This is a genomic window from Catenulispora pinistramenti (genome assembly GCF_018274385.1).
Taxonomy (GTDB): domain Bacteria; phylum Actinomycetota; class Actinomycetes; order Streptomycetales; family Catenulisporaceae; genus Catenulispora; species Catenulispora pinistramenti.
On record NZ_JAAFYZ010000136.1, the window covers coordinates 22,319 to 29,002 of the forward strand.

Consider the following 6,684-nt stretch of genomic DNA (forward strand, 5'->3'; position numbering starts at 1 on the left):
GTCGGAGTCGCGCAGGCGTTCTCGACACCGGTGCCGGAGAACCGGTGCCGGAAAAAGCCGACGGCCCGAGCCTCGGTGGAGGTCTCGGGCCGTCGGCCGGGGTGACTACGAGTTGTAGTTGCCGGTCACCGCGACGCCGGTGGCGGTCAGGCCCTCGGTGTCGGCCATGGCCCGGCGGGTGCGCTTCGCCGACTGGGCCGGGATCGCCGCTGCCGGCGCCTCGGCGGCCGCGCGGGTGCGCGTGCGCTTCGGCTTCTCGGCCTCAACGGCGACGGGCTCGGCAACGGCCTTCGCCCGGGTACGGGTGCGGGGCTTGGTCTCGGCGACCGGCTCGACCGCTTCGGTGGCGATCGGGCTGACCTCGGTGGTCTCCGCCTTGGCCCGGCTCCGGGCGCGAGTCCGCTTCGGCCTGTCGGCCTCGTCGGAGCCCGGCTCGGCGACGTCGAGGACCGGCGTGGCACCGGCCTCGGCGGCGTCGGCGGCGATCTCGCTCGGCTCGACGGTCTTCCGGCTGCGAGTCCGCGCGCGCTTCGGCCTGTCGGCCTCGTCGGTGCCCGACTCGGCCACGGCGACGCCGGCCGGTGCCTTCTCGGTGGCCGGCTCGGCCGTCGCGGTGCCGACCGCTGCCGTGTCGGTCACGACCGTGGCGGCACTCGTCTCGTCGGCGATCGCGCCGGTCTCGGCCGGCAGGGCCTCGACCTTCGCCCCGCCCCGGCTCCGCGTCCGGGTCCGGCCGCGCTTCGGCTTGTCGCCGTCCTCGGCCGAGTCGGAAACCACCAGCGCATCCTCGGGGCCCGCCACCAGGTCCTCGGAGCGCCGTCCGCCGCGGGTGCGCACGCGCTCGCGCTCCCGCTTCGGGCGGGCGGGCCGCTCGGTGCGGGTGGCGGTTGCGGTGGCCCGGGCCCGGACCCCGGCGCCGCGGCCGGTCTCGCCGAGGTCTTCGACCTCTTCGGCGGCCAGGCCGGCGCGGGTCTGCTCGGACTTCAGCAGCCGGCCCTTGGAGTCGGCCGGGATGCTGAGCTCCTCGAAGAACCAGTCCGAGGTGGAGTAGGTCTCGCGGGGTTCGTGGAAGTCCAGGCCGAGGGTCTTGTTGATCAGGTTCCAGCGCGGGACTTCGTCCCAGTCCACGAAGGTGACCGCGGTGCCGGAGGCGCCGGCGCGGCCGGTGCGGCCGATGCGGTGCAGGTAGGTCTTGTCGTCCTCGGGGCACTGGAAGTTCACCACGTGGGTGACGCCCTCGACGTCGATCCCTCGGGCCGCCACGTCGGTGGCCACCAGGACGTCGACCTTGCCGTTGCGGAAGGCGCGCAGGGCCTGCTCGCGGGCGCCCTGGCCGAGGTCGCCGTGCACCGCCGCGGCGGCGAAGCCGCGGGAGTCCATTTCCTCGGCGACCTTGGCCGCGGTGCGCTTGGTGCGGCAGAACACCATGGTCAGGCCACGGCCCTCGGCCTGGAGCATGCGGGCCAGCATCTCGGTCTTGTCCAGGGCGTGGGCCCGGTAGACGCGCTGGGTGGTGTTGGCGACGGTGGTGCCGGTGTCGTGCGGGTCGGCCGCGCGGATGTGCGTCGGGCGGCTCATGTACTGCCGGGCCAGCCCGATGACCTGGCCGGGCATCGTCGCCGAGAACAGCAGGGTCTGGCGGTCGTCCGGGACCTGGGTGACGATCCGCTCGACGTCCGGCAGGAAGCCCAGGTCCAGCATCTCGTCGGCCTCGTCCAGCACCAGCATGCGGACGCCGGACAGGTCCAGGTGTCCCTGCTTGGCCAGGTCCAGGAGCCGGCCCGGGGTGCCGACGACCACGTCGACGCCGGCCGACAGCGCGGCGATCTGCGGCTCGTACGCGCGCCCGCCGTAGACGGACTGCACGCGGGCGGCCATGACCTTGCCGGCCGCCGCCAGGTCCTCGGTGACCTGCACGGCCAGCTCGCGGGTCGGCACGACCACCAGGCCGAGCGGACGGCCCGGGTTGCCGGTGGGGGCCGGCGCGCCGGAGGGCTTGCGGCCTCGGCCTCGGGGACGGCGGCCACGCTGGGCGGCGGCGGTCGCGGCCTCAGCCGCGGCGGCGGTGTCGGCGGCGATGGCCGTGGTGTCGGGGTCCGTCGCGGCGGCGGCGCCCTCGTCCAGGGCTCCGACGGCGGCGTTCTCCGCGGCCGAAGCGGCGGCGGCGATCTCGCGCACCATCCGCTGCAGGACCGGGATGCCGAACGCCAGCGTCTTGCCGGTGCCGGTCTTCGCCTGCCCGATCACGTCGGCGCCGGTGAGGGCGACCGGGATGGTCGCGGACTGGATCGGGAACGGGGTGATGATGCCGCCGGCCGCCAGGGCCTCGGCGATCCGCTCGTCGACGCCCAGGTCGCGGAAGGTCTTCTCGACGATCTCGGGGGTGCTCTCGGCGGTGCCGGAGCCCTCTTCGGTGTCCTGCGTCTCGGTCTCGTGCGTTTCGGTGTCGTGCGTGACAGCGCTGATGATGTATGCCTCTTCTGTTGAGCGGCACTGCGCGAGGGGCTAGCACGGTGCTATGTGTGCTATCTGCGTACGTGCTCGCGTCGACCCCAGTGATCAGACTTCTGGAGGAGCGAGCGACCTCGCGGCTTTGTGGGGATCCGCGGTGGATCCGGTCTGCCGCAGTGGGTCGGAGCCGATCGGGCCACCGACCGGGCATCCTGCTAGTCACAGACAGTGTACCCGACGGAAAAGACCTGAATAAACTGCCCCTATGACTTCTCCGGCGACAGCCATGTCCTACGAGGTAGCGCTCACTGACTTCCTGGGGTTGGTCGCCTACGGAGAGCTCACGGCCTTCGAGCGGCTGGCCGCCGACTCCGGCCTGGCCCCCACGCTCGACGGTAAGGCGCAGGTCGCGGGCATGGCGGCGGCGGAGTTCGACCACTTCCGGCGGGTCCGGGACCGGCTGGCGGAGCTCGGCGCGGACCCGACCGAGGCGATGGTGCCGTTCGCCGGGCCGGTGGACGCCTTCCACGAGCACACCAAGCCGTCGGGCTGGCTGGAGTCGCTGGTCAAGGCCTATATCGGCGACACGCTCACCGCGGATTTCTATCGCGAGGCGGCGCGGCACCTGGACCCGGCCTCGCGCGCCGTGGTCGAGGGCGTGCTGGAGGATCTGGGACACAGCGCGTTCGTCGTGGAGCACGTGCGGGCGGCCATCGACGCGGACCCGAAGATCGCCGGGCGGCTGGCCTTGTGGGGCCGCCGGATCATGGGCGAGGCGCTGACGCAGGCGCAGCACATCGCGGCCCGGCGCGCGGCGCTCGCGGCGCTGCTGGCCGGGATGCTGGCCGCGCCGGACTGCGACACCACGGTCGACCTGGCCGAGGTCGGGAAGATGCTGACCCGGCTGACCGAGGCGCACGGGGCGCGGATGGCGACGCTCGGACTCAGCGCTTGAGGCTCGGCGGGTGAGCACCGGTGCTCGCGGCTCTGGTGCCCAGGGCTTGGCGCTTCGGCGTCAGCGCTCGATGCCGGGCCCTTCTCGAGGCTGGGCACGGGCACTTCTCCCGGGTCGGCAATTGGGGCCGGAGCACTTGAGGTCCGAACTTGAGGTTCGGCGTGCGCGGTCCGGCGGGCGCTTCGGCGCGTGAAAAACGCCGCTCGGGGGAGCGGCGTGTTCGATCAGCGGGTTCAGGAGTCTTCGCCCCTGGTCCGCTGCCAGCTCGTGATGGCCATGACCAGCAGTGCGGCCAGGGCGACGCCGAGCAGGGTGGCCACGAAGGTGTGCCCGTTGCCGAGGATCGCGTGGATGATGGATCCGCCGCCGACGGCCCCGATCACGCCGACCCCCGTCGTCATCCAGGTAGCCATCGGGCTGCCTTTCTTGACGACGGCGCGGCCCAGGGCGCCGATGCCCAGCCCCAGGGCCGCCAGCCAGAGCAGTGCGAAAAAGGACATACGTCCCTTTTACCCCACTGTCAACTCCCGAATCGGGTCAGATCGCCCCGAAACCGACCTTGCGTCCGGTCGGCTCGCCCAGCTCGACGTAGGCGATCTTCTCGCCCGGGATCAGGACCTTGCGGTCCTTGTCGTCGGTCAGGGCCAGCACGCCGCCGTCCTTGAGCGCGGCGGCCACCGCCGCCTCCACTTCTTCGGCGGACAGGTTGGACTCCAGGTTCAGCTCGCGGGCCGTGTGCTGGATGCCGATCTTGATTTCCACGAAGGCTTCCTTAGGTGCTCGAGTGCTCGTAGCGGGCATGCCGGAGGCCGGCGAGGGTTCGCCGACGATCCAAGCGTGCCAGCTATCTAGATGATTGATTCCTGGGGGTACCGGCGCGAAACGACACGCAGCCTCTGGCTGCCAAGGGCGCAGTAGCGGCGCCTGGCCGCCCCGGCCGGCCACCCGAAGCCAACCAGGCTGAGGGCGGCCGTCCGGGTCGCCCATGCTTGCTGCTGAGCCGTTTCGCAATTTCACGTGTCAGCGGCGGTTCCGTATGCCGGAACCCCCAGGAATCAATCATCTAGACAGAATCCTTGCGCGGGAAGTTCCCGATACCGCGCCACGCCAGCTGCGACACGATCCGCGCCGCGGCGTCCCGGGGGATCCGGCCGCCCTCGCTGGAGAGCCAGTACCGGGCGGTGACGTGCGCGATCCCGGTCAGCCCGACGGCCAGCAGCATCGACTCCTCGTCCGACAGGCCGGTGTCGGTGGCGATGACGTCGCGGATCGCCTCGGCGCACTCCTGGGTGACGCGGTGGGTGCGCTCGCGGACCGCGCCCTCGTTGTTCAGGTCCGACTCGAAGACCAGTCGGAAGGCGCCGCTCTCGTGCTCGACGTAGTCGAAGTAGGCGCCGATGGTGGCCGCCACCCGCAGTTTGTTGTCGCTGGTGGAGTCCAGGGCCCCGCGCACCTGCGCGACCAGCGCGTCGCAGTGCTTGTCCAGCAGCGCCAGGTAGAGCTCGAGCTTGCCCGGGAAGTGCTGGTAGAGCACCGGCTTGCTGACCCCGGCGCGCTCGGCGATGTCGTCCATCGCGGCGGCGTGGTAGCCCTGCGCGACGAAGACCTCTTCGGCGGCACCCAGGAGTTGGTTGCGGCGGGCGCTCCGAGGCAGCCTGGCGGACCGTTGCCGGGACGTGCCGGTGTCCGCGTAGGCGGCGTCGGTACTGGTCATGGTCAGCAGTCTACGCGCGAGTAGGTTGTTTCCACCCGGACGGTCCGGATCTGGACACCGGAAGCCCGCCGGGCGCGCAGCGGCAGGTCCCGCGCAGTCCCGGTACCGGCTCGGCGCGTCCGGCCGTGCTCGTGTCGCAGCCCGGCCGCGGTCTCGGAAAGTGGACGACGGGTCCGGGAATCGAGCCGGGCATGCGACGGTTGTCGTTGAATGCCGCGGATTACCCCCAGGCGCCTCGAAGACTTCTCTGGGAGATGTTGTGAGCAACCTACCCCCGCTGGTCGAGCCGGCCGCGGATCTGACCGTGGAAGAGGTGCGCCGCTATTCGCGCCACCTGATCATCCCCGACGTCGGCATGGACGGCCAGAAGCGGCTGAAGAACGCCAAGGTGCTGTGTGTCGGCGCCGGCGGCCTGGGCTCCCCGACGCTGCTGTACCTGGCCGCGGCCGGTGTGGGCACGCTGGGCATCGTCGAGTTCGACGTGGTCGACGAGTCCAACCTGCAGCGCCAGGTCATCCACGGGCAGAGCGACATCGGCCGCTCCAAGGCCGAGTCGGCCCGCGACTCGATCAAGGAGATCAACCCGCTGGTGCAGGTCGATCTGCACGAGGAGCGGCTGGACTCCACGAATGTGATGGAGCTGTTCGCGCAGTACGACCTGATCGTCGACGGCACGGACAACTTCGCGACCCGCTACCTGGTCAACGACGCCTGCGTGCTGCTGAACAAGCCGTACGTCTGGGGCTCGATCTACCGCTTCGACGGCCAGGCCTCGGTCTTCTGGTCCGAGTACGGCCCCTGCTACCGCTGCCTGTACCCCGAGCCCCCGCCGCCGGGCATGGTCCCCAGCTGCGCCGAGGGCGGCGTGCTGGGCGTGCTGTGCGCCTCGATCGGCTCGATCCAGGTCAACGAGGCCATCAAGCTGCTGGCCGGCATCGGCGAACCGCTGGTCGGCCGCCTGATGATCTACGATGCCCTGGAGATGACCTACCGCCAGGTCAAGGTCCGCAAGGACCCGGACTGCGCGATCTGCGGCGAGCACCCGACCGTCACCGAGCTGATCGACTACGAGGCCTTCTGCGGTGCCATCTCCGAGGAGGCGGCCGACGCGGCGAAGGACTCGACGATCACCGTGAAGCAGCTCAAGGAGTGGCTGGACACCGACGAGAAGATCCAGCTGATCGACGTCCGCGAGCCGAACGAGTACGAGATCGTCAACATCCCCGGCGCCACCCTGATCCCCAAGGGCGAGTTCCTGATGGGCGGCGCCCTGGAGAAGCTGGACCCGACCAAGCGCATCGTCCTGCACTGTAAGAGCGGCGCCCGCTCGGCCGAGGCCCTGGCCGTGGTGCACGCCGCCGGGTACAAGGACGCGGTGCACGTCGGCGGCGGGGTGCTGGCCTGGGTGAACCAGATCGAGCCGGAGAAGCCGACGTACTAGTAGGACTTCGTTAGGTCTTGCCGGTCACGGTTTCCGGTAGCACGTTGAGTGTGTGGAGATGCGGCAGGTGGAGGGCCTGCGAGCCGAGTTGGCCGGTTTCGTGTCGGACGTGTTCGCGTCTGT

Annotated in this window: 6 protein-coding genes; 2 read left to right on the plus strand and 4 right to left on the minus strand. The window is 70.9% G+C overall.

The window, feature by feature from the left end; genetic code table 11:
• Nucleotides 1–105 precede the first annotated feature (105 nt).
• Nucleotides 106–2,334, minus strand: coding sequence for a DEAD/DEAH box helicase (locus KGQ19_RS31305; RefSeq protein ID WP_413562420.1), 2,229 nt, complete (start codon nt 2,332–2,334; stop codon nt 106–108).
• Nucleotides 2,335–2,716: 382 nt separating this feature from the next.
• Between KGQ19_RS31305 and KGQ19_RS31310 the strand changes: the two genes are divergently transcribed.
• Complete coding sequence (locus tag KGQ19_RS31310) at nt 2,717–3,406, plus strand: ferritin-like fold-containing protein (protein ID WP_230419731.1); 690 nt, start codon at nt 2,717–2,719, stop codon at nt 3,404–3,406.
• A 233-nt stretch (nt 3,407–3,639) separates the two neighbouring features.
• Here KGQ19_RS31310 and KGQ19_RS31315 read toward each other — a convergent pair whose 3' ends face one another.
• The 3 genes from KGQ19_RS31315 to KGQ19_RS31325 all read right to left on the minus strand — a co-directional run bounded on the left by KGQ19_RS31315 (nt 3,640) and on the right by KGQ19_RS31325 (nt 5,120).
• The gene (locus tag KGQ19_RS31315) at nt 3,640–3,906 is read right to left on the minus strand and encodes a hypothetical protein (protein WP_212015819.1); all 267 of its coding nucleotides are present in this window, start codon (nt 3,904–3,906) and stop codon (nt 3,640–3,642) included.
• Nucleotides 3,907–3,943: 37 nt separating this feature from the next.
• Entirely contained in the window at nt 3,944–4,168 is a 225-nt protein-coding gene (locus KGQ19_RS31320) for a DUF3107 domain-containing protein (protein WP_212015821.1), read from the minus strand.
• 301 nt (nt 4,169–4,469) lie between these two features.
• Entirely contained in the window at nt 4,470–5,120 is a 651-nt protein-coding gene (locus KGQ19_RS31325) for a TetR/AcrR family transcriptional regulator (RefSeq protein ID WP_212015823.1), read from the minus strand.
• A 259-nt stretch (nt 5,121–5,379) separates the two neighbouring features.
• Here KGQ19_RS31325 and moeZ point away from each other — a divergent pair, with 259 nt between their 5' ends.
• On the plus strand, nt 5,380–6,561 hold the full coding sequence (gene moeZ / locus KGQ19_RS31330; protein WP_212015825.1) for an adenylyltransferase/sulfurtransferase MoeZ: 1,182 nt from the start codon (nt 5,380–5,382) through the stop codon (nt 6,559–6,561).
• Nucleotides 6,562–6,684: the final 123 nt, after the last annotated feature.